21 protein-coding genes are annotated in these 25,188 nt (G+C 31.7%); all 21 read right to left on the bottom strand.

The annotated features are described in order from the left end of the window. Positions 1–83: 83 nt before the first annotated feature. The 21 genes from citS to mfd all read right to left on the bottom strand — a co-directional run bounded on the left by citS (position 84) and on the right by mfd (position 25,168). Positions 84–1,406, bottom strand: a complete 1,323-nt coding sequence (gene citS / locus BLV37_RS01890; RefSeq protein ID WP_091726415.1) for a citrate/sodium symporter CitS — start codon at positions 1,404–1,406, stop codon at positions 84–86. A gap of 191 nt (positions 1,407–1,597) precedes the next feature. Next, a complete protein-coding gene (locus BLV37_RS01885; RefSeq protein WP_091726413.1) occupies positions 1,598–2,266 on the bottom strand; it encodes a GntR family transcriptional regulator in 669 nt (222 codons plus the stop codon). Between the two features lie 74 nt (positions 2,267–2,340). Continuing rightward, positions 2,341–3,981 carry a methyl-accepting chemotaxis protein gene (locus BLV37_RS01880; protein WP_176967823.1) on the bottom strand — a complete coding sequence of 547 codons (1,641 nt, stop codon included), beginning with the start codon at positions 3,979–3,981 and terminating at the stop codon, positions 2,341–2,343. 98 nt (positions 3,982–4,079) lie between these two features. Then, entirely contained in the window at positions 4,080–5,123 is a 1,044-nt protein-coding gene (citC, locus tag BLV37_RS01875) for a [citrate (pro-3S)-lyase] ligase (RefSeq protein WP_091726407.1), read from the bottom strand. A gap of 129 nt (positions 5,124–5,252) precedes the next feature. Next, entirely contained in the window at positions 5,253–7,067 is a 1,815-nt protein-coding gene (gene ftsH / locus BLV37_RS01870) for an ATP-dependent zinc metalloprotease FtsH (RefSeq protein ID WP_091726404.1), read from the bottom strand. A gap of 81 nt (positions 7,068–7,148) precedes the next feature. After that, positions 7,149–7,694 (bottom strand): hypoxanthine phosphoribosyltransferase, encoded by a 546-nt coding sequence (gene hpt, locus BLV37_RS01865; protein ID WP_091726402.1) that lies wholly within the window; start codon positions 7,692–7,694, stop codon positions 7,149–7,151. A 20-nt stretch (positions 7,695–7,714) separates the two neighbouring features. After that, positions 7,715–9,100 carry a tRNA lysidine(34) synthetase TilS gene (gene tilS / locus BLV37_RS01860; protein ID WP_091726399.1) on the bottom strand — a complete coding sequence of 462 codons (1,386 nt, stop codon included), beginning with the start codon at positions 9,098–9,100 and terminating at the stop codon, positions 7,715–7,717. 102 nt (positions 9,101–9,202) lie between these two features. Further along, positions 9,203–10,117 (bottom strand): protein kinase domain-containing protein, encoded by a 915-nt coding sequence (locus BLV37_RS01855; RefSeq protein WP_176967822.1) that lies wholly within the window; start codon positions 10,115–10,117, stop codon positions 9,203–9,205. 108 nt (positions 10,118–10,225) lie between these two features. Continuing rightward, a complete protein-coding gene (locus tag BLV37_RS01850) occupies positions 10,226–10,957 on the bottom strand; it encodes a vWA domain-containing protein (RefSeq protein WP_091726395.1) in 732 nt (243 codons plus the stop codon). A gap of 133 nt (positions 10,958–11,090) precedes the next feature. Further along, positions 11,091–13,469 carry a stage II sporulation protein E gene (spoIIE, locus tag BLV37_RS01845; protein ID WP_091726392.1) on the bottom strand — a complete coding sequence of 793 codons (2,379 nt, stop codon included), beginning with the start codon at positions 13,467–13,469 and terminating at the stop codon, positions 11,091–11,093. 482 nt (positions 13,470–13,951) lie between these two features. After that, positions 13,952–14,362: a S1 RNA-binding domain-containing protein gene (locus BLV37_RS01840; RefSeq protein WP_091726391.1), complete on the bottom strand. Its 411-nt coding sequence runs from the start codon at positions 14,360–14,362 to the stop codon at positions 13,952–13,954. Positions 14,363–14,449: 87 nt separating this feature from the next. Continuing rightward, positions 14,450–14,770, bottom strand: coding sequence for an FtsB family cell division protein (locus BLV37_RS01835; protein ID WP_091726388.1), 321 nt, complete (start codon positions 14,768–14,770; stop codon positions 14,450–14,452). A gap of 144 nt (positions 14,771–14,914) precedes the next feature. After that, entirely contained in the window at positions 14,915–15,424 is a 510-nt protein-coding gene (gene yabQ, locus BLV37_RS01830) for a spore cortex biosynthesis protein YabQ (protein ID WP_091726386.1), read from the bottom strand. 27 nt (positions 15,425–15,451) lie between these two features. Continuing rightward, the gene (yabP, locus tag BLV37_RS01825) at positions 15,452–15,742 is read right to left on the bottom strand and encodes a sporulation protein YabP (RefSeq protein ID WP_091726383.1); all 291 of its coding nucleotides are present in this window, start codon (positions 15,740–15,742) and stop codon (positions 15,452–15,454) included. 135 nt (positions 15,743–15,877) lie between these two features. Then, positions 15,878–16,117: an RNA-binding S4 domain-containing protein gene (locus BLV37_RS01820; protein ID WP_091726380.1), complete on the bottom strand. Its 240-nt coding sequence runs from the start codon at positions 16,115–16,117 to the stop codon at positions 15,878–15,880. Positions 16,118–16,213: 96 nt separating this feature from the next. Further along, positions 16,214–16,492: an HU family DNA-binding protein gene (locus BLV37_RS01815; protein WP_074351213.1), complete on the bottom strand. Its 279-nt coding sequence runs from the start codon at positions 16,490–16,492 to the stop codon at positions 16,214–16,216. Between the two features lie 81 nt (positions 16,493–16,573). Next, positions 16,574–18,097: a bifunctional methyltransferase/pyrophosphohydrolase YabN gene (yabN, locus tag BLV37_RS01810; RefSeq protein ID WP_244270445.1), complete on the bottom strand. Its 1,524-nt coding sequence runs from the start codon at positions 18,095–18,097 to the stop codon at positions 16,574–16,576. 12 nt (positions 18,098–18,109) lie between these two features. Beyond that, complete coding sequence (locus BLV37_RS01805; RefSeq protein WP_091726377.1) at positions 18,110–19,720, bottom strand: putative polysaccharide biosynthesis protein; 1,611 nt, start codon at positions 19,718–19,720, stop codon at positions 18,110–18,112. 165 nt (positions 19,721–19,885) lie between these two features. Then, entirely contained in the window at positions 19,886–20,437 is a 552-nt protein-coding gene (gene spoVT, locus BLV37_RS01800; protein WP_091726375.1) for a stage V sporulation protein T, read from the bottom strand. 142 nt (positions 20,438–20,579) lie between these two features. Then, positions 20,580–21,590: a peptidylprolyl isomerase gene (locus BLV37_RS01795; protein ID WP_143031465.1), complete on the bottom strand. Its 1,011-nt coding sequence runs from the start codon at positions 21,588–21,590 to the stop codon at positions 20,580–20,582. A gap of 41 nt (positions 21,591–21,631) precedes the next feature. Further along, entirely contained in the window at positions 21,632–25,168 is a 3,537-nt protein-coding gene (mfd, locus tag BLV37_RS01790) for a transcription-repair coupling factor (RefSeq protein ID WP_176967821.1), read from the bottom strand. Between the last annotated feature and the right edge of the window lie 20 nt (positions 25,169–25,188).

The raw sequence follows: 25,188 nt of genomic DNA, 5'->3' as shown, positions 1-25,188 counted from the left end.
TCAAAACACCATCTTTCATGGTAATAGGCGGTTAATTAACCGCCTATTACCATATTTGTTTTAATCAAATAACTCGGTTTTTATTATAGCATGCCAAATACAATGCTTGCTATAACTAACATAATTCCACCACCAATTCTTGATGAAATTTGGGCATATGGCATTAGCTCCATTCTTTTAGCAGAACCTAAAACCGCTAAATCACCAGATCCACCTCTATTAGCCATACAAAGTCCTGCTGAAATACCTGATTCTATAGGATAAAAACCTACTAAATTGCCTACTATAGCTGAACCTAAGAAAGCTCCTATTACAATTGCAGTAGCTATAATAATATTGCTAATAGTTAGTGCACCTACAAATTCACCTAAATCAGTATATGCTACACCAACACCAACCATCATTAACCATAAAAACTGGCCCGAGAAAAATTGTTGTAGTCTACGTGCCCCTTGCTTAAGTTCCTCAGGAATAATATTGAATCCATTACTGATTGCAGCAAATATAACCATGTATGCAAATGCATGGATCTCTATACCAAAGATGCTTGGCAGTATGACCTTTGACATTAGTCTTCCTAACACATAATAAGTAGTAGCCAGCAGTAATCCTGCCCCGATATCTCTTAATGTAATATCTATTTTTTTATCTTTAACACTAACATCAAGTTCTCCTACTTTTACTAATTCACCATTTCCTGTTAGGTTTGGTCTTTTTTGACCTATTTTGTTTAGAATTGCAGCCAGTATTATACATATAATGTTAGCGATAGTCAATATAGGAAAAGCAAATGATAAAAATGCTTCCCTAGAGTTCCCTGTTATAGACTCATACATTTCTGACATAGGCAAAGCACCTGCTCCTGTACCACCACCCATTATAGGAAGAGCATACATATAGATTGTTTCCATAAAAGATTTGCCAAATATTAGTCCTACTAAGCCACCAAAAACAAAAGATAAAATAATACCCCCTATTATGGCTGGAAAATAACCTCTAACTGCTTTGATGAGTATTTCTCTATTTACAGCTAAAATACTTCCAGTAATAAGTACTGATATGAATAAATCTAAGAACGAGGATGTTTTCATAAATGCATTTATAGATTCTATAGTTCCTTCTGGCATAATCCCATAGTATACTAGAAACGCAGAACCTAAAAAAGCTAATATAGCTCCACCACCAACATACTCATTCCATATAGGAATACGTTCTCCTATTTCGCCAAAAATAGCTCCCAGTACTAAAAGAACAGCAAAAGCACCAGCAAGATTTTTAGGTATTACATCAAAATAAGAAGCTGAAATAACTATTATAGCAACAACTAGGAACAGAAAAATAGGAATACCAAAAACCTTTATTTGTTTTTTCTCTTGATTGATACTGTTGATTGCTTCGTTACTCATTTCTTTTCCTCCTTATAAAATATTATTTTACCATATTAGACTACAATAAAAAGCAATTATCCTCCTTTCTGTATTGTATACCGGTATACAATGTTTTGCGCTTTTGTTTTAAGGGGAGTCTGTGCGATAATTTGTATTGTATACAGGTATACACTTGCATTTAAAAAATATATAAATTATTGTTTTATTTCTTAGATTAAGTTTTTTAGAAAAGCTTCTTTAGCTTTTCTAACGTGTTCTCTAGCTAATTTCTCTACTGCTTCTTCGTCTCTTTTTTCTAATGCATAAACAATTTGCCTATGCTCTTCAAGGGCTGAAATTCTCCTATCTTCTTTTTGCAATGATATACTTCTTAAGCTAGCTAAATAATCATATATATTTGTCATCATGGATTGAAGTCTTTTACTATTAGCTCGATTAAATATAATATTATTAAAATCACCATGAATGTTTAAATAGCTTTCATCATCTTTTTTGCTAATAGTTTCTTCCATTTTTTTCAGAATATCCTTTAGTTTAATTATGTCTTCATCTGTTATGTTTTTGCATGAAAGCCTAACAACTAAACCTTCTAACACCTCTCTTAAGTCATAGATTTCTACAGCATCTTCTTTGGTTATGCCCTGTACAATTGCTCCCCTTCTTGGTACGTTAGAAACTAAGCCTTCTGCTTCTAGTTGGCGCAAGGCTTCTCTAACAGGGGTTCTACTCACTTCCATTTTCTCTCCAATTATACTTTCAACTAAATGTTCTCCTTTTTTAATTCTACCATCAAAGATAGCTTTTCTTAATTCTTCATATACTATTTCTCTTATAGGTCTTAAATCATTTGATCTAACTGGTTCTAACCTTATGCTCATTTATTATGCCTCCTAACCAACTTTAAATGAAAATTACTTCTGTTTATTTTATCATATTTTCTCTTTAAAGTCAGTTAGTATTTAAATTTGCTTATGTCTTTTTTTATACTATTTGTCATTTCCTCTATTTCCATAATTATTTCCCCAGTATTTTCAATACTGTCAAACTGATTTTGTATGTCTACTGAAACTTCCTGAAAAGATGAAGTGGTTTCTTGGAAACCTAAAGTAATATTTGTCATAACCTCATTAATTGAATACACTTTCCCATCTATGTTTCTTATTCTGTTAACTATATTGTTTACATCATTTCTAGTTTCTTCAGATATATTTATTGCTTCTGAGAGTACTTTTTGATTTTCTCTAGATTTTATTTCTTGTGAATTTATAGTATTATGTACTTCTTTCATCTGTTTTTTTACATCATCTAAATACTGGTTTATTGTCAATAAAGCTGATTCTATTTCTTTAACCTCTTTATCAGAACTTTGAGCTAATTTTTTGATTTCATCAGCTACTACAGCAAATCCTAATCCACTTGCTCCTGCTTTAGCTGCTTCTATGGAAGCGTTTAATGCTAGTAAATTTGTTTGTCCTGCTATGTCTCTTACCATTGTTACTATATTGTCAATTTCCTTTGTTTTGGTAGACAATGTATCTACTACTTTATTAGCTTTTAGCGAAGTCTCTTTTGTTATCTCCATGCTTCCAATTAAATCTTCCATGTAAGTTCTGCTTGATACCATTACTTCAGCCGACTTATTTGTCTTTTTCTCGATTTCTTCTACAATAAGTACAATATCGTTTAAATCTTTAGATATACTGTTAGTATTTTGACTTCCTTCTTGTAATTTATAATTGCTGTCTACTATTCTAGTCGTAACACAATCTATTTCTTTTACAATATTTTTATTCCTATTGTTTATCCCTTGATTTAATATAGCAATTCTTTTTACCTCATTTGATAAATTATCAATAGATTTTCCTACTTGCTTTATTAATTCCCTCAATACAAATATCGTGCCCAAGACAATATTTTTATTTTTTTCTTTTGCAATACTTATTAGCTGTAGATCTAGAGTAGCAGCTATAATGCCTTTAAAAACATCTCCATTTTTATAAGGAATGGCAACTATTATTGATAATTTGTTTTCTCTATTTGAATAAATATAGTTTGATATTTGTATTTTACCTGTTTCTTTAGCGTTAATAAAATATTCTCTATTCCCATTGAAAATCAATTTTCCTTTTTTGTTCCCTTTGACTGACGAATTGTATATCTGTTGCCCCGTCTCATCAGTTACAAATATTCTAGTAATTCCTCTATATGTTTTAATTATATTGTAACTTGCTACTTCAAGTTCAGCTAGGTTAAAATTACCTTCAACATATTTTTCTTTTAGTTTTTTAATTACTTCAATAGATTTATTTATATTTTCTTTTGTACCTGTATCAATTTCAGTGTTAATACTCAAATCTCCACTAGCTATTTGAGAAAAAATATTGAAAATCTTATTGTTTATTTTTTCTTTTTTTATAAACAAGTTATAAACTAAAAGGGAAAACAATGTCATATAGATAAAATATAATCCAACAATAGTCTTAAGCTGAATCTCCCAGAAGCTAGATATTATTACATACAATATTATAGGCAGTATACTATATAGCAATAAACCAGAAATAGTATAGGTATTGGCTTTATTTTCTCTTCGCACATCATACCTCCTTTTTTTGTATACCGGTATACAATTTATTATATTAGACATTCTACATTTTTTTCAAAACTCCTTCTTTTTTTTAAAAAATTTTTATTTTAATGTCTTCTATTTATATCCTTCATTTTATTCACAATTTCTAAACCTTCTTTTGACATGAGGAAATCATAGGTAGTCTTAGGCAAATATTTTTTTGTCTTTGATAGTTCACCAGATATAATCAAGCTTCTTACTTTAGAAGCACTTATATAATCATCCTCAACACCAATTCTTTTTACTTCTTCTACAGTAACTCCCGCTAAAGGTAATAAAGCTTTCATTGTCTCGTTATATTGCTTCGTTATTGGGCAATAGGGTTCTTCCCCTACATATCTTTTATTAATTCCCAAAGCAGGAACTATATATTCCTTGAATATTTCTATATCAAGCCTAGTATGTGCTTCTACTATACTTGACTTATCTTTAATAAAATACGAAGGAAATGTTGCATCAGAAATAATATAATCTTTACCCTTATGAAGAACAATATTTGATATATGCTTTGTTCCTTCTTTTACTAGATGATAACGCACTTCAGAAGGAAAGCTGGACCGATTTTCCCATACTATAAACACATGCAATACATCATTTTCACTTGCTGCCTTTTCTATAATATATTGGTGACCTAATGTGAAAGGATTGCAATTCATTATAATAGAAGCTATATTATTACCTTCTACCTTATGCTGTGCTAATTTCTTTGTATAGCTTCCAATTCCATTTGATTGATTCTCAAGCAAGCACACTTTATCTAAGACCTCTGCAATTTTATAGAAGCCCACATCAATAAATAGGATTTCATTTTTAGGAATTGTATAAATAAAAAGATGTGTATTCCCTCTAAAATAAGCCTCATTTACTAAATTACTTACAATTCTAGTTGATATGCCTAATCTTTGAAACTCTTTTTGTACTGCAATACATTTTAATATCCTTCCACTTAAAGAACCTGTGCCAACTATTTTATCATCAATTAAAATAGCTATAGTATATTCAACATCATTTTCCAAAATAAGTCCTTGTTCCTTTAAAAAATTTGACACCTTTATCTTATCAGCTTTAGTTTTTACTTCTATTATTTGTTCCTTGTATAAATAATTCATTTTTACCTCCTTTGTAAGTCATTTTATTTTCAAAATCTGAGTTTTTGATCATTAAAACAATTTTTTCTTCCTCTAACTTAAATATATTTGATATTTTACTTGCAAAAAAGAAGGCTCTTCAGCCTTCTTTTACGCTACTACGAATAATTCTTCAAATTCCTTTGCATCTAGGGTTTCTTTTTCAAGCAATGCTTCTGCTACTTTGTGAAGTTTATCTATATTTTCTTTTAAGATGGCTTCGCATTTGTGGTAAGCCTTATCTATTATTCTTCTCATCTCTTTATCTATAGCTGCTGCAACTTCTTCACTGTAGTTTCTGCTTCTAGCCAAGTCCCTACCAATGAACACTTCATCATCATCAGTGCCATAAGTCATAGGACCTAAGTTTTCGCTCATTCCATAATGAGTAACCATATTTCTTGCAATCTTGGTTGCTCTTTCAAGGTCATTTTGAGCACCAGTGCTAATATCTTCTAATACAAGCTGTTCTGCTACTCTTCCTCCTAGCATATGAACAAGGGTTGTTTCCATTTCTCCCTTAGTTGCATAGTTCCTGTCCTCTTCAGGAAGATACATAGTAAATCCTCCTGCCCTTCCTCTTGGAATAATAGTTACCATATGAACTGGATCTGCTCCTGGAAGAAGTTTAGCTGCTACTGCATGACCTGCTTCGTGATATGCAGTTAGCTTTCTTTCTTTTTCGCTGATAACCTTACTCTTCTTCTCCGGTCCTGCTACTACTTTAGTTGATGCTTCTTCAATAATAGACATAGGTATCTCTTTTAAACTATGTCTAGCTGTCAATAATGCAGCTTCATTAACTAGGTTCTCTAAATCTGCAGGTGTAAACCCTGGAGTTCTTCTCGCTACAACTTTCAAATCAACGTCTTGAGCTAATGGTTTTCCTCTCGTATGAACCTTTAGAATTTCTTCCCTTCCTTTTATATCAGGAAGTCCAACATATACTTGCCTATCAAATCTACCTGGTCTAAGAAGCGCTGGGTCTAATATATCAGGTCTATTTGTAGCTGCTATGATAATTATACCTTCATTTTCTCCAAAACCATCCATTTCTACTAGCAGTTGATTTAAGGTTTGCTCTCTTTCGTCATGACCTCCACCAAGACCTGCTCCTCTTCTTCTACCTACTGCATCGATCTCATCTATAAATACAATGCATGGTGAATTTTTCTTAGCTGTTTCAAATAAATCTCTTACACGAGAAGCACCTACTCCTACAAACATTTCAACAAAGTCAGAACCACTAATGCTAAAAAAAGGTACTCCTGCTTCTCCTGCTACAGCCTTAGTTAAATAAGTCTTTCCTGTCCCTGGAGGCCCTACCATTAACACTCCCTTAGGAATTCTAGCACCTAATTCAATGTACTTCTTAGGGCTTCTCAGAAAATCAACAATCTCTTTAAGCTCTTCTTTTTCTTCTTGTAATCCTGCAACATCAGCAAATGTAATTTTCTTTCCTTCATCCTTGTGCATTTTAGCTTTGCTCTTTCCAAATGACATTACACGGTTTCCACCGCCTTGCGATTGTTGCATAAATACAAACCAAAAAACAACAAATACAAGAATCATAAATATTGTTGGAAGAGCTGAAAGATACCATGGTGTTTGGGGTTGAGGTTCTCCAAATACCTGCTTTATTCTACCCTGTTCAATCGGTACTTTTAAATAATCTTCGTAGAATTTATCTGAACTAGTAGGCAAAGTAAGAGTAAAAATTGTATTATCTTTTAGCCTACCTTTTACAGTATCTTCATTTTTTACTATTGTAATGCTCTCTACATTATCTTTATTGATTTCTTCTATTAAATTTGTGTAGTCAATAATTTTTGATTCTTCCACGTTTTTTGTCAGTAGCTGGACGGCAAAAATTAGTATTATGAATATAAGCAGATAAAAGCTTATACCCCTGAAATATCTTTTCAAAAATAGTCCTCCTTTCAAACTAAGATGTTAATATTATCATTATATTCTAACATATAGATAATTAAAAGACAATGGAGTTTATTATAATATATGACTGTACGCTTCTTCCTTTAATATACATATATCCTTAAGGTTTCTATAGCCCTCTGCAAAATCTATACCGTATCCTACTACAAATTCATCTGGAATATCGAAACCTTTATATGCTATCTCTACATTTACCAATCTTCTCTCTGGTTTATCTAGAAGAGTACATATTTTAACACTTTTAGCTCCTCTAGATTTTAGATTATTTACTAGATAATTTAAAGTAAGTCCAGTGTCTATTATATCTTCTACCAATAATATATCTTTACCCTCTATACCGCCCTCTAAATCTTTAAGAATTCTAACTACACCAGAAGATTCAGTAGAATTCCCATAGCTAGAAACCGCCATAAAGTCAATAGTAAGTGGTATTTCAATGTTTTTAGCAAGATCCCCTAAAAACATAAATGCACCTTTAAGAACACCAACAAGCATCAAGTCTTTGCCTTGATAATCCTTTGTAATTTCTTTTCCCATTTCTTCTACTTTGGCTTGAATATTTTCATATGTCACAAGTACTTCCTTAATATTATGTTTCATCCTTATCCTCCTTAAGCTTCTCATTGTTTTTTATATTCTAGAACTAATACTTTTTTAGTACTGTTTTCCACCTTGTACTCTTCACTTATTCTATACCCTACTATCCATATTATATTTCCATCATTCTCGATAATAGGTATATTATCTCTTTCTTCTCTGGGTACTTTCTCGTCAATAAAAAAATCCTTTAGCTTTTTAGACCCCTTCATTCCAAGAGGAATAAATCTGTCTCCCTCTCTTCTACTTCTTATACAAAGCCTACCTTTTATTTTATCATAATCAAAGTATTTTTTAAAAGGATTTGTGTCCTTAATATTTGCTTTGGATACAGGTAATATATATGATGAGATACTAGCATTTATTTCCTCTATATATATATCTTGACCTGTGACAATGGTGCTCTTAAAGTTAATCTTCCTCTGATCGTTTTCCTTTTCTATTATCATGTTGCCATAGCTTGCTTTAACTATAATATTTTTAATAATGTTAATACTCTTTCCAGTTAAATTTTCTTCTGCCAATCTAAGAATATCACTAATATGCTTTTCGCCAATTCCTTTTAGGCTACCATTTATTTTCTCAATAGCCTTTCTTATAATCCTTGATTTAATAGAATAATGTTCAGCATTTAATTCTTTTATATTCAATACTATACTATTTGTATGTTCTTCAATAGTTATGTCTTTATATTTTCTATCTACAATTTCCAGTATAAACTCACTATCCATCTGCATAAGTCTGGCAGTTCTGACTAATGTATCAATAATTCCACTATTATAGTTTTTAGCTATATAGGGTATTACTTCTAGTCTTGTTTTATTTCTTCCGTATATGGGCTCTAGGTTTGTCCTATCTATTCTAGCGTCTATATGGTTTTTCTTACAATAGCTCTCTATTTCTTCTCTATGGATATCTAAAATAGGTCTAATAATGTTTCCATTCTTATATTCCATTCCCCTTAGTCCCTCTAGGCCTGTGCCTCTAAAAAATCTCATTATTAGTGTCTCTGCTTGATCATTCTTATTATGTGCTACTGCAATTTTACCTCCACCAATAATATTTAATACTTTATTAAAAAAACTATATCTTATTTCTCTGCCTGCCTCCTCAGATGTGAGTTTCTTTTTTTTAGCATATTCATCCATGTTTACTTTCGTAGAATAAAATGAAATAGCAAGTCTTGAACATATATCTTTAACAAATTCTTCATCTGCATCCGCTTCTTCTTTTCTGATTCCATGGTTAATATGAGCCACATAAATATTAAAATTCATCTCCTGCTTTATATCGTTGAGTATATATAATAATGCCATAGAATCTGGTCCACCGGAAACACCAATTACTATATTATCCTCTTTTTCTATTAGATTATATTTTTTTATTGTAGCCCTTACTTTTTCTTTCATTCTTACATCACCGTTTATTAGTTTTTTGTTAAATATCCACTTTCTCCCCAGGAGAATCTAAATCTGTATTATAAAATTTCTATATCTAAATAAATTTTCCTTTTAAAAATAAATATTAAGTCCTATTATAACCACAATTAAAAGTAGTCCCATACTAAAGAAAAAAAAAGCATCTATAGCTTCTGGTTTCCTATAGGATTTTATTTTAGTACTGGATTTACTAATAGCCTTTAGAGATGAGCTAGTCTTTTTGAAAGCCTTTTTCAGTTTATCTTTTAAGATATCAGTATGTATGATTTCACATTTAAGTGCCTTAATCAAAATCTTTTTAAGTTCCTCATCTATAACAAGATGTTTAATGTGCCATATTACCTGTTCTAGATTATGTATTAGTGGGTTAAATTCTTTTTTTAGCAGCATAGAAGTGATTATCATGGCTATACTGAAATTTAAACTTGTTATACTATCATAATTTCTCTCTATTCCCCAAGATATCATACTATAGGCAGGAGTATATTCTCTAATCCCTTGTCCTTTGAGAATTACTCCTCCAAAATCAATAAAGCTGATTCGTTTCTTTTTTTTGTCTAGCATTATGTTTTCAGGCTTTATATCTGCATATACATATCCTATTCTATATATTATTTCTAATAAGTTCAATAAAATAATTCCAATTCCTATTATTTCTTTAACCTTCATGTCCTTATGCTTTATCAAATCCTTTATACTATACCCTTCTATATAATCCATAATAAAAAAATAAAAAACTTCACCATCTTTTTCATAATCGTCCACTTCATATGCTCTTGGAATATGCTTAATGCTTTTAAGCTTGTTCATCATATCAAATTCTCTGGTTATTGAACTTATATCTCTGCTTATTTTTAAAGCTCTAATATTTCCAGTACTGCCCTTAACCTTATATACTGCTCCTATTCCCCCTTCTCCAAGCTTAGACAATACTATATATTCATTTTTATTCCACTTTCCAAAGATTTTTTCTGATATGTATAGCATATTCTTCCTCCTCATATGGGATAATGCTTCTAAACAATATAAAATCGAGATTCTCACTCACACCGGCTTGGAGAAAGCCTTCTGAATGCAAGAGAGAATCTCATTATTTTATACGCTAAGACTTTTAAATACTATTTCTTCTTCTATTTTGATTCCAAATTTATCTTTTTTGCAAAGTAGCTCTATGGCGCTTTCTATGGCAGGTCCCGTAGGAGTATTGCCACCTATTTGAATTTTGTTAAGTGATTTTTCTAATAAATCTATATCTTCAGTAAAGTCACACAAGACATCATATTGACTTCCGTTTTTCCCTGGATAGCTTATTACTGCAATTTCTGTTTTTCCTTTTCTTTGACTAAGTACTCTTAGAAGATTTAATATACTATTTCTAGCTATATTAACTTTACTAGCCATACTTCCACTAGAATCTATAACTATACAGCATTTTATATTTATCTCGTCTCCAAGCCTGTCAATCATATCTGTAACCTTTATTCTAGATTGAGGGTGCATATCCTTAAGCTCTGTTCCTATTATTTCTTTTAGTTCTTTGTTAACAGCCTCTTCTATTGTTTTATATACAGATTTAACAGTTGCTATGCTTAAGGCCATTGAAAGATTTTGAATGTGGGTTATTTCCCATACTCCACCACCAGCTTCAGCTATATCTTTAATTTCTTTTAAAGCTCCCTCCTCCTTGCCTCTATTTGTAATTCCTATGGTACTTGTAGTTACCCCTTTTTCATGTCCTTCCTTTGCTGCACTTACAGGGCTTATTCCATCATTGGATTCTCCATCTGTTATAAGCATTATCTGCCTAAACTCAATAATTTTTTCCATAATAATCCTCCTAGGCTTTTTTTTAATTATTTCCAAGCCTTTGTTTTATATACATTTAAAATTCACAAGTTAATATATACTTATGCTAGTCCACATATGATTATGAAAAAAGCATGTGGCTTTTACCACATGCTCATCTTCTCTTCCATATCTTCGTAACCAGTACAGTCATATCATCATTTGCCTTTCCTTCACATACATCTAAGGCAGCATCCATTATGTCATCTGCAATAGTTTGTGGATTGAGGCTTTCAATCTTTTGGATAATATTAGCCATCCATCTTTCCTTGTTATCTTCATCATAGTTTGCATCTAAGATACCATCTGATACCATAATAATAAAGTCTCCATCTTCTAATTCTTCCTCATATACCTGAATATCAACATCCCTTAATATGCCTACAGGAAGAGAATGAGAGTTTATTATTTGAACTTTATCTTTTCTCTTTATAAAGGTTGGAGCTGAACCTATTTTAATAAACTGAGACTTCCCTCTATACAAATCAACAATTGACATATCAATTGTTGCAAGCATTTCTTCTGATGACTTTAGCACTAGCACTGAATTAATAGTCTTTAAAGCTAGCTCTTTATCAAATCCAGCTTCTAAGAATTTTTCTAATAATGATATGGTAATATGGCTTTCTTGGTTTGCCTTATGTCCTACACCCATACCATCGCTAATGACTGCAAAATAATTATTGCATTTTTCTCCAAAGGTATAATTATCTCCTGATACCCCTATAAGTCCTTTATCTATTCTTGATACTTTAGTTATAGCACCAAAACGATTTGCTCTAACCAGCTTGAACTTTAGCTTTTTTCCATCATATCTTGAGCTAGAACAATATTTATCGTTTGCAAGCTGGATACCTATGATTTCAGAGGCAATTGATATGGCCTTATTTATGGTATCTTCACTATTATGCGTCCTTATTTCTAGGTATATTTCAAAATCCTCTCTTTCAGTTTCTGTAACAATTACCTTATCAACATTTATCCTGCTCTTTCTTAACCCTGCATAAATTTCCTTTTCTACATCCTGCTTAAATCTTACATCTCTATGTATTTCATTTGCCAAGTCTTTAATTACCTTGGACATTCCTTCTAACTGCTGAGATACTAATTGTCTACTCTCAATTATTTTGTTTTCCCATTTATAGTCTAATTTGTAAATATGGAATAAATAGTTCAACCTCTGTGCTATAGCATCAGTTTTTGTACATCTCTTCTTAAATATATCTGGCATCAGGTCAGTAGATATATTGCCTCTAGTTTCTATGGTCCCTAGCATATCGAACATAGAACCATATGTAGTATAAAAGTCGCTTTCCCAACAAAATTTGCAAAGATAGCATTGCTTACAAACATGATCTACAACTTCATTAATGAGATTTGAAACATCTTTTTGCTCTACTATCTTACTCTTATCTGATACTCTTCTAAAAGTATCTCCAAGCTCTTCAAAAACCTGTGATATTTCATTAAGTCTATTATATGTCATATCTTTTACCCTATTTGAATAAGCATCCTCTATTTGAGTTCTATTTGATATACCTATAATAACCTTACTGCTCAATCCCTTTAATAATTTAGTCATTATCAAAAATATGCCAATAGCCAGGACTATCTCTTTGTTCTTTAATATTGTCTGTGAGGCGCCATCTATATAGAAGGACATAATAATACTGCCTAGAATAAAACCTATACAGCTACCAATTTTCCCCACTTCTTTGAATAGTCCTGATAACAGTCCTGCAAACCCGTATATGGATATAACAAAGGGCAAATTAATCTGCGACATAGATGTTACCACACCTATAGTAATCCCTACTACAGTGCCTATTGCTGGACCCTTGTTGTAGGAAAGCAAAAGAACTATTACTATTCCAATAACATTTTTTATAGACATACCAAACAAACTCATATCTCCCAAGCCTGATACCGCCAGCGCAAGCATTATTGAACCGCATATTACTTCCTCGTTTGAAAACACTCTATTAAAATCAGTGTCTACTGTAGGAATACTATATGCAAATATATAGGTTAGAGTAAACACAACTATTCCTTCAAACATAGTCAGCATCAAATCATAAATGTAAAAATCATTTATGATTACATATATGCTTTTAAAAATCATTAAAACTGAGGCTGCAAATACAGAAGACTTAATGGCACTGTCTTTAAATTTAGGGTTTAGTATCTTATAGGTGAAAAATACAAACCACAAGGCAGAAAGATACTGATAGCTCTCAAGTCCATGGACTGTTACTATGCCTAAAGACGCAAATATAGGAACAAGACTTAATCCACCATATTTTATTAGATATGCAGTGACAAAAGCTATTCCAAAAGGAGTTAATCCCTCCATAATAGATGACTTTCCTATGAGATAGGATAATACACTAATTATTATAGTGCTACTATTTATGACTTTAGCTATTTCTTTTAGACTTTTAATATTCCAGCGTCCCTGATCCTCTCTAGGGAATGTTTCTATTCTACTTATCATAAAGCACCCACCACCTATTCTTTGTTTAGGCCATTTTAACAGATGGTTTTCAAAATATTTGTCAATAGAAGTTGCGAATCCTAAAAAGTTTTTGACAATATCAATTATTGTTTTATCATTTTATAGGCGTTTTCTTTGTTAAGGTTATTTAAAGAAAATATAAGGTTAATTTAACACAAAGTCACACTAATATATGTAGCCTTGTTAAAATCTTATTCTATTCATTTTTCGACAAATTCCATTTTTATTTCAGATGATAGTATAGCTCAGCAAAGCTAATGTCTTTTTTTGTGCTATCCCTATGTAACCAGAATTTATCGCTTATACAGTTTAATATTTAAGGATTAACATTAATTTAATTTCGTATATTATTTGAAAACAAACTATTTATTTATCGAAAATAAATTAGAAATTCATTGATGAGGATTCATAAATCTTTTATTCAACAAATAAAAAAACCGGATATTATATCCGGTTGTTATCTATGATTTTCGATTTTTTGCTCCAAAGCCCCTTTTCGTATCTTTTTTCTTAAGCTGTTCTTGCTTTTCACTACTATCTTTTAAAAACTTAGCCATCTTATCCTCAAAAGACATAAATTTTTGCTTATCATCACTCTTGCTCCAGTCTATTTCTGCTGGTTGCTTTTTTGATTTTTTAGGCTCAGCTTGTCTTATTGATAAGCTGATTTTTCCCTCATCGCTAATTGATAAGACCTTTACTTTTACAGCTTGGTCTTTTTTTAAGTATTCGCTTACATTGCTTACATAATCATGTGATATTTCAGAAATATGAACTAGTCCTGTTTTTCCTTCAGGTAGTTGAATAAAAGCACCAAAGTTTGTAATACCACTAACTGTACCTTCAACTACGTTACCAACTAAAACGGGCATAAATTAAATACTCCTCCTTTAGATATTATAACTGCCTTAACTCATTTAAGTATATATTATAACAATAAATATGTCAATCAGTTAAAATCAGTTATCAATGCCTTTAATAGGCTTGTCCTTATTTCTGTTTTTATCTATGAATATTATCTCATCTGGCATTACCATCTTTAGTTCTTCTCTTGCCATCTTTTCAATATACTCTAAGGAATCCGTATACTCTAGTTTTTCTTCAATATCTTTGATTTCACTATTCAATCTATCTATCTCGTTTTGCTTTTCTATCTTTTCCTTATTAAGAGCTACTATTAGTTTTTGTTGATTAATAAAAGTTGTTCCTACATAAATAACCATGATGCAAACTAATATATGTCTTATTTTAAGTCCTTTTCTTCTCTTTTTCTCTTTCATAAAGCTCACCTTTCTTACCTTGGCATTAGTATATTGTTTCTACAAAAATATTTAAAATCCTTTATAGAGAAAAAGTATTATGTAATAATCTAATGGTATATTTTGTTATCGTACGCTGTTTTAGGCCTAGCCTATCTATTCCAATTATTTTTTGCGAAATAGAGTTTTAATGTTCTTTTTACATCTTTTAAGCACTACAAAGGGTAAACCCAGATATCTCTTAGTTTTTCTAGTTAATCTATTTACACTAGATTTAAGCTTTACATATGGTTCGCGAAGCTTTGACATAATTAATCTAAAGGGAAAGAAAATAACCTTAAACACTCTCCTTAGAATGCTTATTATCCCATTTACTATCCAAACTATGGTGCTAATAATAATCTTGCTTAAAAGCTTTGAATATAAAAAAGCACCACTAAAAAACCCAATAAAAACATAGCCCCTTATTTCTCCCCAATTCGTATATAAAAGAACTGTAAGAGAAATTAAGGAAATAATTATCCAAAAAATAAAATCTTCAATAAATGTAGCTATTTTTTTTGGTTTAAAATAATATCTAAATATTCTATATATATCATATGCGAATCCAATAATGATGCCTCCATATAAAGTTGAAAGAAAAATATATCCTTGATTTTGGACGTAGCTATCCATCCTATCACCTCATGAAAATACTAGATGTTACTTAAACATTTTCCCTAACAAGCCCCCTCCTTTATTAGCCGATAGTTCTTTGTTAGTGTAATTTAAGCTGTTTATAATACCTTGAATAGTTACATTACCATCGTCTAAATTTAGCTTGCTTATATTTAATGAAGCGCCCTTAATAGTAAGTCCTCCTTTTGATGTAAAAAGGATTATAGTATTATCGTTAAAGCTCTCTACATATTCAACACCTGATATGCCAAGCTTTTCTCTATCTTCAAGTATAATATTGTTACTCTTTAATGTGGTTTTCTTTTCCGTAACCATTTATTCCCCTCCCATTTATATACTTATGTTAATGAATATGTAGCTTTGCCTTTTTTTATGCTAGCAGTTAGTAAGATTCTCTTCATATATAAGATATTTAGAAAATGCAAAGGGCTGGTCTTTAGACCAGCCCTTCTATATATTTCTGTACATTTCCTCAGCACTTTCTTTTGTAACATGTTCAAGTAGTTTTAAAACTTCAATTTTCATTGTATTGGCTCCAAAGTTAATTTGGATTATATCTCCTACGCTTAATACTGTTCCAGGCTTTGCCTCTTTTCCATTCACTAGAACTCTTCCTTGCTCACATGCTTCCTTGGCTATTGTTCTTCTTTTAATTATTCTTGCATTTTTTAAATATTTATCTATTCTCATAGCATCACCTCATTATTACAAAAGCTTCTATAAAAAAATAATAATGTAGAACCTTCCTATTTGTTATAAAAAAATCAGGTCACTGACCTGATTCTCTTATTTGTTTACTGCTTCTTTTAATGTTTTGCCAGCTTTGAAAACTGGTGCTGAAGAAGCTGGTATTTTAATAACTTCTTCTGGGTTTCTTGGGTTTCTACCTTCTCTAGCTTTTCTTTCTCTAACTTCGAAAGTACCAAAACCAACTAATTGTACCTTTTCTCCACCTGCTAATGCTTCTTCAACGCTTTTCATGAATGCATTAAGAGCGCTTTCTGCATCTTTTTTTGTTAAGTTGCTTTTTTCAGCCATGCTAGCTACTAATTCAGCTTTGTTCACAATATAACCTCCCTCATAATATTAATAATTGGTTACAAATAGCATATTCTATGTTTTTATGCAAAATCCTTCTTTTCTGTACTATTTTTTATCATTTTTTTTATTTTTATGTATTTTTGCTTTTTCCCACATGAAATCCATATCTTCTAGGGACATTTCCTTTAAATTCTTGCCCATTTTTTTGCTTTCGGTTTCAATAAACTCAAATCTTTCGACAAATTTTTCTATAGTTTTATTTATTGCATTCTCAGGATTTATGTTTAAAAACCTACTTACATTTACTATAGCAAATATTAAATCCCCTATTTCTAATTCTAGATTTTCTTTATTATTGTTCTCTATTTCCTGTATTACTTCATTAAGCTCTTCATGGAGCTTCTCTATTGCTCCATTTACATGCTCCCAATCAAATCCAACATCAGCAGCTCTTTGCTGCACCTTGTAGCTTCTCATAAGCGAAGGAAGGCTTTTAGGTATGTCTTTAAGTCTCTCAGTATATGTTTTTATGTTTTTTTCCTCAGCCTTCATATCATTCCAATTTTTTAAGGCCTCATATACATTATCTGCTGTTTTATCTAAAAACACATGTGGATGTCTATAGATAAGCTTTTTACAGATATTTGTTGTCACATCCCAGAAGTTAAAATATCCTTCCTCTTTACCTATTTGACTTTGAAATACTACTTGTAAAAGCAAATCGCCTAATTCATCTGCTAAGGCATCCATGTCCTCATTGTTAATTGCGTCTACAACTTCATAGGCTTCTTCAATTATATATTCTCTTAATGATACATGGGTTTGCTCTGCATCCCAAGGGCATCCTTCCTCCCCTCTTAGCTTTTCCATTATTCTAATTAAATCATAAATGTCATATATGGATTTGTCCTTTACTCTAGGTACATATATGCTTGTTAAATAGCCTATATTGTCTACCCTGTCCAGTTCATAAAGAGGAATCTTGACTATTTCTTCATCCTTTTTAATACCAGCTGAACTTATAACATATATTTCATGCTCATCTCCATATATTTCAGCAAGAGCAAGCTTAACCTCTGAAGCTCTCATTTTATCATACACTTGAGTTATAATACAGTCAATATTTATATCGACACTTATTTCCTTTATGTTAAGTCCATCTATTACTTTTAGACCATTTATAGGGTCATGTCCTACTGCTAAGATTATTGGCTCAATAAAGCTTAAACCTGGTACTATCTCTAACTCTATCTTTCCCTGTTTTTCAAGGCTTATAAGCATTGCCACTGTTTTTTCAGCAACTAATGGATGACCAGGTACACAATAAGTAATATGACCATGTTTTTGGGACTTTGTTACTAAATCTTGAGTTATATGCTCATAGACCTTTTCAAAGCTTGCTTCTATCTCATAAGCATAGTCATATGAGTTATATTCTATACCTTTTTGGTCTAAATATTCGACTGTAGGGTGCTTTTCTGTTCTCAAAAAAACCTTATTGCCATTACCTATAATTTCTATAGCACCTAATGTGAGTGAACTAACATCACCTGGCCCTAACCCTACCACTGTAATTTTACCCATGTTTACCTCCATATTTACAATTAGCTTTGACAATTTTTCCTTCATTTATACCTGCCATTAGCCTCTTAGAAGCCCTTTTGACTTTAATTTTTTTGCTATTACTTCTCCTTTAGGTAAAAGTTCAAAATCTTCAGTCGTTAATGCACCTGTTAAAAGGAGAGCTATTATATATACTACCCCACCTACTCCTATAGATAAAACAGTTGAAATCTTACTTCCTAACAGAAGAACTGAATATCTATAAACAGCCCATACAGTAACTGTCATTATAAATGTAGATATTATGGGCTTTAAAAAAGTGTCCTTAAATTTAAATTGGACCTTAGTATACCTTTTAACTTCAATAAAATTTAGTATGGCAGCGACTAAATAAGCCATTATTGTACTTATTGCAGCTCCTTTTATATTTATTGAAGGTATACCTGTTAATATATAAGTAAATATTGTTTTTACTACAGCTCCTATAGCTAGGTTTTTAACAGGCACCATTATCTTTCCTATACCCTGAAGTATGGCTGTAAGAGATTGTATCAATGTTAAAAACACTAAGCTAAGTGCCAAAACTTGAAGTATTGCTCCGGTGCTCTGCATTTGAGATAAATCATAATTATAATATAAAAGATCAATAATAGGTGTAGACAATATGAATAAGCCAAATGCTGATGGTAAGCCTATAAGTAAGGTTACACGAACCCCAGATTTAGTTATATTACGAATACTTTCAAAGTTTTTCTTTGCAAATGCACTAGATACTGCTGGTACCAAACTTATGGCTATTGCCATGGATAATACCTGAGGAAGATTGATTAAGGTTTGTGCATTGCCTGTAAGTTGTCCATATAGTGCTGTCGCTTCCTTTTGTGTAAAGCCTATTTCTTGTAGTCTTCTCATAATAAGAAAGGTATCTATGGTACTAATTATAGGAAGTATGGATGCACCAATAGTTATAGGTATGGCTATAACTAATATATCTTTTACTATTTTCCCTACACTTTCAGGCTTAGTAGCTACACTTTTGTCCATTTCATGTAAAATGTTTTTTCTTTCTTTAAAATATATAATAACAATTATTATAGTACCTGCAATACCGCCAGCAGATGCTCCAAATGAAGCTCCACCTGCTGCTTGTGGGAGTCCTAAACCTACTAGCTGATATGCAAGGAATAAGCCTATGGAAACTCTAAATAGTTGCTCTACAAACTGAGACATTGCCGTTGGAACCATGGTCTGTCGCCCTTGAAAATATCCTCTAAATGCAGACATTATTGGAACGAAGAATAATGCAGGTGACATGGCGATTAGAGAATAATAAGCATCTTCGTTGCCTACTAGTTCTACTATATATCCTGCCGTAAAAAAAACAAATATGGATGTAATTATACCTGCAAAAAGAAAACCCATAAATGATATTTTAAAAACTCTATGAGCTCCTCTATAATCCTGCAAGGCTCTCTTTTCTGAAACAATTTTAGCAATTGCTGTTGGAAATCCTGATGTAGATATGGCAACTAAAAGAACATACAAAGGATAGGCGGTTTGATAATAACCCATACCTTCGTCCCCTATCATATTCGAGAGGGGAATTCTATAGAATGCTCCTAAAATCTTTACTATAAGGCCTGATACCCCTAATATAGCTGCTCCTTTTAAAAAGTTATCTCTAGTCATAATTGCCTCCTGGTATTCTTATTAAAGATAAACAGATATAGAAATCCGTAAGTATTATTATATCAAATTTAGAAAGGATAATGAATATAAAATATGTTAAAGTTGGACTTTTCTACTGGCTATAATAATTAAAGCCTACTTTTTATTTAGTAGGCTTTAAGTAAATTATTGTTCCATTTGTTTTGATAAAAATCCTGCTGCTGTTTCTGCTAGTTTAGTTTCTATATCTCCCATTTTTGCATTTGGCTCCTTTGATACTAAAACCACTGCCCCAATTGGGTCTCCTTGTGTAACTATAGGTGCTATGATTTGACTAGTGTATTTTTCTGGATTCAATTCATCAGAGGCTAGTCTAATAGGCTTAGTTGTACCTGTTGCCACATAGGTTTCTTTGCTTTCCATAATTTTCTCTAGTTCAGGACTTACTCTTTTATCTAAGTACTCTTTTTTAGATCCTCCTGATATTGCAACTATAGTATCCCTATCACAAATAACTGAAGTATGGCTTATGTTTTCATATAAAGACTCTGCGTATTCAGTAGCGAATTCATTTAGTTCCCCTATAGGTGAATATTTTTTTAGGATTACTTCTCCTTCCCTATCAGTAAATATTTCTAAAGGATCTCCTTCTCTTATCCTAAGAGTTCGCCTGATTTCTTTTGGTATTACCACTCTGCCAAGATCATCTATTCTCCTTACAATTCCAGTAGCCTTCACTTTTTTCCCTCCTCAATTGTAAAATGTAAATATATAACTTTCTATGTGTACTTATTATTTTACTATTAAGATTATTTTATGCATACATGGTAATTTTATAGCAAATAAAAATTAAAGACGGCCAATCAATGGCCGTCTCAGTTTAGTTGTTGTCTTTATTCTCTTCTTTGTTTTCTTCTTTATTTGCTTCATCTGTATCTTTGTTCTCTACTTTTTCCTCTTTAATTAAATATTCTACCTTGGCTGTGTCCCTTAACTCTTTAATCTTTTCTTCAAATTTTTCTGATTGTTGGTTTTGCAGTACTGCTATTATATCATCTTTAACTTCTTCAAAAGATTCTTTTCTATCAACAAGCTTAATTATATGATAGCCAAAATCTGTTTTAACTACATCGCTGATTTCACCAGGCTTTAATTCAAATGCTGCTTCTGAAAATTCAGGAACCATTCTATCCTTAGTGAAATAACCTAAGTCTCCTTTTCTCTCTTCTGCACCTGGCTCAATTGATAGTTTTGTTAAGTCGTCAAAGTTTTCCCCAGCATTGATTTTTTTCAATATATCCTTAGCCTCTTCCTCTGTATTAACTAATATATGGCTTGCCTTAACAGAAATATATAAATCCTTATTTTTTTCATAAAGATTTTTTGCATCCTCTTCAGAGATAATTGACTCATAAAATTTATCTCTATACTTTCCAATAACCATGTCCTTTTCCATTCTGCTTCTTATATACTCATCTGTCATATGGTTCTGCTGTAATATTTCTTTAAGCTTTTCCTTGCCGCCTACTGATTCAGTAAATTCATTTATAGCTTCGTCTAATTCATCTTTAGTTAGCTTAATCTTTTCCTTTTCTGCAGCCTGTAATATGACTTCTTCAATAATAATATTTTCTAATACTATATTCTTTAATTCTTCTTCAAAAGTTTTTCCATTACCCATATCTCTTGACATTACATCTGAGCCTAACTGGCTTTCATAAATCCTTTTATTTATATCAAAGTTTAAATCAAAATCGGATTTTGATATAATCTTTCCATTTACAGTTGCAACACCTTCTTCCTTTGACACATTGCAACCACTTAGTACCAGTACTACTGATAATATCAAAAACGTAATTAGTAATATCTTTTTGTTGAGTCTATTTTGCACCAAAATCCCTCCCTATTTTATGCCTGTTTACATACATACTATTATATCTTATTTGTACCTATATGAAAACCACTAATTTTTTCAATAATTTTTTCAAGCTCTGACAATATACCTTCTTGCGACTTATTCATGAGCTTGTATTTAAAGCTAGGATTCTTAGATACATCAAAAATCATTCTTCTACCATAGGAAACAACCAATTCGTTCATAATCTCTGGTGTAATATATTCTAAGGACTTAAATTCTATTTTAATAATATCATCATTTTGAAACAGTGATATTATCTTCCCTTTGATACATAAAGATTTAATATATGATATTCTTAATAGATTAACAACTTCATTTGGAACATCTCCAAATCGATCTATTATCTCTTCTAAAACGTCAGAGTAGTCTTCTTTGTTGTTAATAGATGAAATCCTCTTATATATCTCTACTTTTTGTTCTTCATCCTGGATATATTTATTCGGTATATATCCATCTATATTAAGCTCTATAGAAGTATCTACTATTTCCTCTCTTCGTTCTCCTTTCAGTTTCTTTATAGATTCATCAAGGAATTTAATATATAAATCATAGCCTATAGCAGCCATCTGTCCATGCTGCTCTGCTCCCAACAAATTTCCTGCTCCTCTAATCTCTAAATCTCTCATAGCTATTTTGAAACCGGAACCAAACTCAGTAAATTCCTTTATTGCCTTTAGTCTTTTTTCCGCAACCTCGGTTAAAACCTTGTTTTTTTCATAAGTGAAATAAGCATAAGCTACTCTATTGGAACGTCCTACCCTTCCCCTTAATTGATATAATTGTGAAAGCCCCATTTTGTCTGCATCATGAATTATAATTGTATTTACATTAGGTATGTCTAGACCTGTTTCAATAATGGTTGTACACACTAACACATCAGTTTCCCTGCTTAAAAAGTCCATCATGACTCTTTCTAGCTCTCTTTCACTCATTTGTCCATGTCCAATGGCTACTCTTGCCTCTGGAACTAGGGCTTTAATTTTTGAAGCAAATTGCTGTATGCTTTGGACTCTATTATAAAGATAATAAACCTGTCCCTGCCTACTAAGCTCTCTTATAATTGCATCCTTGACTATTTGATCATTATGCTCCACTACATATGTCTGGACAGGATATCTTTCCTCGGGAGGCTCTTCAATAACACTCATATCTCTAATACCTATTAAAGACATGTGAAGGGTCCTCGGTATAGGAGTAGCAGTTAATGTGAGGACATCTATTGATTCCTTCATGATTTTTATAGTTTCCTTATGCTTTACTCCAAATCTTTGCTCTTCATCTATAATAAGTAAGCCCAAATCTTTATATTTTACATCCTTAGATAATAATCTATGAGTTCCTACTACTATGTCTAGGTTTCCACTTTTCAAATCATTTATTATTTTCTTTTGCTGATTAGCAGTTCTAAATCGACTTAGCATTTCAGCTTTAACCGGAAATTGGTTAAACCTTTCGATTATGGTGTTATAATGCTGTTGTGCAAGTATAGTTGTAGGTACTAAAATAGCTACCTGTTTCCCATCCATTATGGCTTTAAATGCAGCTCTTAATGCTACTTCCGTCTTGCCATAGCCCACATCTCCACATAATAGCCTATCCATAGGTCTATCCTTTTCCATATCACCTTTTATTTCTTCTATGCATCTAAGTTGATCCTCTGTTTCCTCATAAGGAAAAGCATCATCAAATTGTTTTTGCCATGGTGTATCTTGAGAAAACTTAAAACCTTTAATACTTTCTCTAGTAGCATATAGCTTTATTAAATCATTTGCCATATCTTCTATAGCTTTTTTGACCTTTGTCTTAGTTTTTGCCCATTCGCTACTTCCAAGCTTGTTTATTTTAGGCTGGACTGCGTCTGAGCCAATATATTTTTGAATTAAATTCATCTGATCAATTGGAACATAAAGCTTATCTTCACCTGAATATTTAATGGCTAAATAGTCTTTTTTTACTCCTTGTACCTTTAGCTGCTCTACTCCTATATATTTACCAATACCATGAGCTTCATGGACCACATGATCGCCTATATTTAAATCTGTAAAGGATTCAATCTTAGTAGTGTCCTTTCTTGCCTTTACTGGTCTAGTTTTCTTGTAGGTTCCAAAGGCTTCCTTGTCACTAATTATAGCAAATTTAAGGTTTGTATATTCAAATCCTCTGCTAATGCTCCCATGGGTTACAAATACTTGACCTGATTTTATTTCTCTATGAGGGTCATCTACATAGCTGCATTCTATATTCATTTCCAAAAGACTTTGTGCAAGTCTAATTCCTCTTTCCTTAGTTCCTGAAAGAATTATGGTTTTATATCCCCTATATTTTAAATATTTTAGCTCATCTGCTAGTAACTCTATTTTATTATGGAAGGATTGCATACCTTTTGTATTAAAGTTTATAATAGCCTTTGGCATGAAGCGTGGATTGTTTTTAAGAAGATTAGTAGTGGTAATACTGGTCATGCTGTGTATTTTTTCTACGATAGCATCATAGGTATGAAAAATATCCTGATGTCTAGACAAGACTTCTCCTCTTTCAAATAAATCCGTATATCTATTTATAAAATCCTCTTTAATACCTTTTACACTTTCCTCTATTCTTTGTGGTTCATCGACTATGACTAATGAATCATTTTTAAAATATTCAAGGATATTAGAAAGTTCCTGCTTGAAATAAGGCACTAATAGGTCAATATTTCCTATGCTTAAGCCATTAGATAGTCTTTGAATATAGTGGCCGTATTTTTCTGTTAGACTATCTATTATTTCTACTTCTCCTTTTTTTTGTAGCTTTTTGATCCGTGCATTTAAGTCAATTTCCATTTCATTTGCTATGCTTTCAGCCTCTCCTTTTAGAATCAATATCTCTTTTATCGGAGGTATGCGTATACTGGATAAATTGTCGATAGACCTTTGTGTTTTTAAATCAAAAATTCTTATAGAATCTATTTCATCATCAAAGAGTTCTATTCTAAAGGGATTAAGTGAGTTAACTGGGAAAAGGTCGATTATTCCGCCCCTTATACTAAATTGTCCTACTCCTTCTACCATATGGACTCTTTCATAGCCTTGAACAACCAACGTGTCTGCAATATTATTCAAATCAACAACTTGGCCTAATTCAATATCTATTGTATATGCCTTAATTGCTGACTTGCTCATTATTTTGCTTATAGCTCCTTTAACAGATGCAACTACTACAATGTTTTCTTCCTTTGATAATCTATCTAATACCTTTACTCTCTGATTTGATATTTCATGGCTGTAGGCTTCTATATCATACAAAACTACTTCTTTGCTTGGAAATAGCTCACTATTGTCATTGCAAAAAAAGCTTAAATCTTCTAATATTTTTTTTGCTCTTAGTTCGTCATAAGTCATTATAAGTATTTGCCTGTCTAAATGCTGATTAAGCCCATATATTATATGAGCTATATTCTCCTCTGATAATCCATGAAGTGCAATAGGCGAGGACTTCTTATTTATTTCTTTAGTCAATTGGTCATATGAAGACAGATTCTTTAGACTGTCTATAAACATATTAACCTTCATAAAACCAGCTCCTCGTTAAA

Source organism: Proteiniborus ethanoligenes (assembly GCF_900107485.1).
GTDB classification, from domain to species: domain Bacteria; phylum Bacillota; class Clostridia; order Tissierellales; family Proteiniboraceae; genus Proteiniborus; species Proteiniborus ethanoligenes.
Note: the sequence above shows the minus strand (reverse complement) of the source record. Positions and strands in the feature narration are given on the sequence as shown.

Bases quoted from the DNA above. Each gene is read 5' to 3' on its own strand.
- citS (WP_091726415.1), bottom strand. From the start codon at position 1,406: ATGAGTAACGAAGCAATCAACAGTATCAATCAAGAGAAAAAACAAATA.
- BLV37_RS01885 (WP_091726413.1), bottom strand. From the start codon at position 2,266: ATGAGCATAAGGTTAGAACCAGTTAGATCAAATGATTTAAGACCTATA.
- citC (WP_091726407.1), bottom strand. From the start codon at position 5,123: ATGAATTATTTATACAAGGAACAAATAATAGAAGTAAAAACTAAAGCT.
- hpt (WP_091726402.1), bottom strand. From the start codon at position 7,694: ATGAAACATAATATTAAGGAAGTACTTGTGACATATGAAAATATTCAA.
- tilS (WP_091726399.1), bottom strand. From the start codon at position 9,100: ATGAAAGAAAAAGTAAGGGCTACAATAAAAAAATATAATCTAATAGAA.
- BLV37_RS01855 (WP_176967822.1), bottom strand. From the start codon at position 10,117: ATGCTATACATATCAGAAAAAATCTTTGGAAAGTGGAATAAAAATGAA.
- BLV37_RS01850 (WP_091726395.1), bottom strand. From the start codon at position 10,957: ATGGAAAAAATTATTGAGTTTAGGCAGATAATGCTTATAACAGATGGA.
- spoIIE (WP_091726392.1), bottom strand. From the start codon at position 13,469: ATGATAAGTAGAATAGAAACATTCCCTAGAGAGGATCAGGGACGCTGG.
- BLV37_RS01840 (WP_091726391.1), bottom strand. From the start codon at position 14,362: ATGCCCGTTTTAGTTGGTAACGTAGTTGAAGGTACAGTTAGTGGTATT.
- BLV37_RS01835 (WP_091726388.1), bottom strand. From the start codon at position 14,770: ATGAAAGAGAAAAAGAGAAGAAAAGGACTTAAAATAAGACATATATTA.
- yabQ (WP_091726386.1), bottom strand. From the start codon at position 15,424: ATGGATAGCTACGTCCAAAATCAAGGATATATTTTTCTTTCAACTTTA.
- yabP (WP_091726383.1), bottom strand. From the start codon at position 15,742: ATGGTTACGGAAAAGAAAACCACATTAAAGAGTAACAATATTATACTT.
- BLV37_RS01820 (WP_091726380.1), bottom strand. From the start codon at position 16,117: ATGAGAATAGATAAATATTTAAAAAATGCAAGAATAATTAAAAGAAGA.
- yabN (WP_244270445.1), bottom strand. From the start codon at position 18,097: ATGAAGGAAAAATTGTCAAAGCTAATTGTAAATATGGAGGTAAACATG.
- BLV37_RS01805 (WP_091726377.1), bottom strand. From the start codon at position 19,720: ATGACTAGAGATAACTTTTTAAAAGGAGCAGCTATATTAGGGGTATCA.
- mfd (WP_176967821.1), bottom strand. From the start codon at position 25,168: ATGAAGGTTAATATGTTTATAGACAGTCTAAAGAATCTGTCTTCATAT.